This is a genomic window from Actinosynnema sp. NPDC023658 (assembly GCF_040639995.1).
In the GTDB taxonomy this organism is placed as follows: domain Bacteria; phylum Actinomycetota; class Actinomycetes; order Mycobacteriales; family Pseudonocardiaceae; genus Actinosynnema.
On sequence record NZ_JBFAAX010000971.1, the window covers coordinates 1 to 2026 of the forward strand.

The following is a 2026-nucleotide window of genomic DNA, read 5'->3' on the forward strand; positions in this document are numbered from 1 at the left end:
CGCCCCGGTTCAGCCGCACCGGCAGCGCGCCGTCGGTGTTCTTCAACAACGTCATCGCCTCGCGCGACGCCTGGTTGGCCAGCGCCGCGTACTCGGGCTTGTGGAACCGGTACGGCCCGTTGACCGGGTCGCCGTACGGGTTCTCGAAGATCCCGAGCTTGAACTTCAGCCGCAGCACCCGGCGCACGGCGTCGTCGATCCGCGCCGCGGGCACCGCCGCGGTGAACCCGCCGATGGTGAACCCGGTCGCGCCCGGGTCCGCGCCGCCCATCACGTCGGAACCGGCGTTCGCCGCACCGATCCACGAGCCCGACGGCAACCAGTCGGTCGTGATCAGACCGGTGTACCCGAGGTTCTGCCGCAGGTACGCCAGGATCTTCGCGCTGTCACCCGCGCCCGGCCCACCCGGGTCGAGCAGGGAGCTGCCCGCGTAGCCCGGCATGATGTTGACCGCGCCCGCCTCCATCGCGGCCCGGAACGGCGCCAGGTGGTACTTGGCCGTCACCGCGTCGTACACGATCAGCGCCTCACCGCCCGCACCCTCGCCGGGCCAGTGCTTCACGGTCGCCAGCACCGACGCCGGGTTCAGCTCCGGCCCGCCCTGCAACCCGGCCACCAGCGCCCGCACCTGCGCCGAGGCGACCTCCGAGCTCTCGCCGTTGCCCTCCTGGATGCGCGGGTACAGCACCTTCGTGCCCACCTCGGCCAACGGCCCGAGCACACCGCGCGTGCCGACCTCCAGCTGCTCGCGCCGCTGCACGTCGCCCAGCTTGTAGTCCAACGGGTAGTCCCGTGCCGCCGCCAGCGCGCTCTGCAACGGGTACGTGGTCTTGTACCCGGCGATGGTGTCGCCCGCCGACACGAACGGGATGCCGAGCCGCGTCCCGCTCGACGCGAGCAACGCGGTGTGCAGGTCCTGCGCCTCCGCCGGCCCGAAGTGCCACCCCGAACGAGGGAACGACTGCGCGTTGTAGAACATCTGGTACGCCTTCTCCTCGATCGTCATCCGACCGAGCAGGTCGTTCACCCGCGTCTCCACCGGCTGCCGCCAGTCCTCGTACGGCTCGACCGTGCCGTTCCTGTTCAGGTCGCGGCTGCCGTTGACCACCCGCACGCCGTCGTCCACGGTGGTCAACGTCGGCCGGTACAGGCTGAACGTGCGGATGTCGGACGCGCTGGTGCCGCCGGAACCGTCCACGGCGACGACGAACCACTTGTACGTCCACCGGTCGGGGATGTCCCACGACGGCGTGTAGCCGGTGCCGGTGGTCTCCGCGACCTTGGTGTAGAGGTCGATCAGGTTGCCCGACGCGGCGAAGTCGTAGTCGGTGCGGCTGACGTTGAGCCAGACCTGGTAGCGCACCGCGCCCGACACGGGCGCCCACGAGAACGCCGGCCGCCGGGTCGTGGTGACCATCGCGTTGTCGGCGGGCGCGGACAGGGCGAACCGGCCGGTCACCGCGGGGGCCTTCGTCGGCGGCGACAGCAGCGGCGGGGTGCTCGCGGAGGTGTCGACGGTGCCGAAGACCTGCAACTCCCACAGCGACACGCCGTATCCCGTGGCCCGCGTGGTGGCGAACAACCGCAGGTAACGGCCGGTGCCGCCGACGGTGACCCGTTCCGTGCCGCCCGCGCCGGTGGTGGTCGCGTAGACCTGCGTCCAGGTCACCGCGTCGTCGGACAGTTCGAGCCGGTAGCCCTTGGCGTACGCGCCTTCCCAGGTCAGCACGACCTGGTTGACCGTGGCGACGCCACCGAAGTCGACGCGCAGCCACTGGTTGTCCGCGAACTGGCTGGACCAGCGGGTGTTCGTGCGGCCGTCCAGCGCCGCGGCGGGCGCGTTGCCGCCCTCCCAGGTCGACGCCGCGACCTGCTTGTACTGGGAGATCGGCGTGCCGGTGGAGGTGCCGCCGGTGGTCCCGTAGACCTGGAACTCCCACAACGAGTAGCCGTAACCGGTGGCGCGGGCCGTGCCGAGCAGCCGCACGTGCCGACCGGTGCCCGTGACGGCGACGTCCTGCGTTCC

The 2026-nt window shown here is 71.4% G+C and carries 1 protein-coding gene; it reads right to left on the bottom strand.

The annotated features are described in order from the left end of the window. Window positions 1–2026, bottom strand: a 2026-nt coding sequence (locus AB0G02_RS37050) for a glycoside hydrolase family 3 N-terminal domain-containing protein (protein ID WP_360804220.1), incomplete at both ends; no start/stop codon positions are given.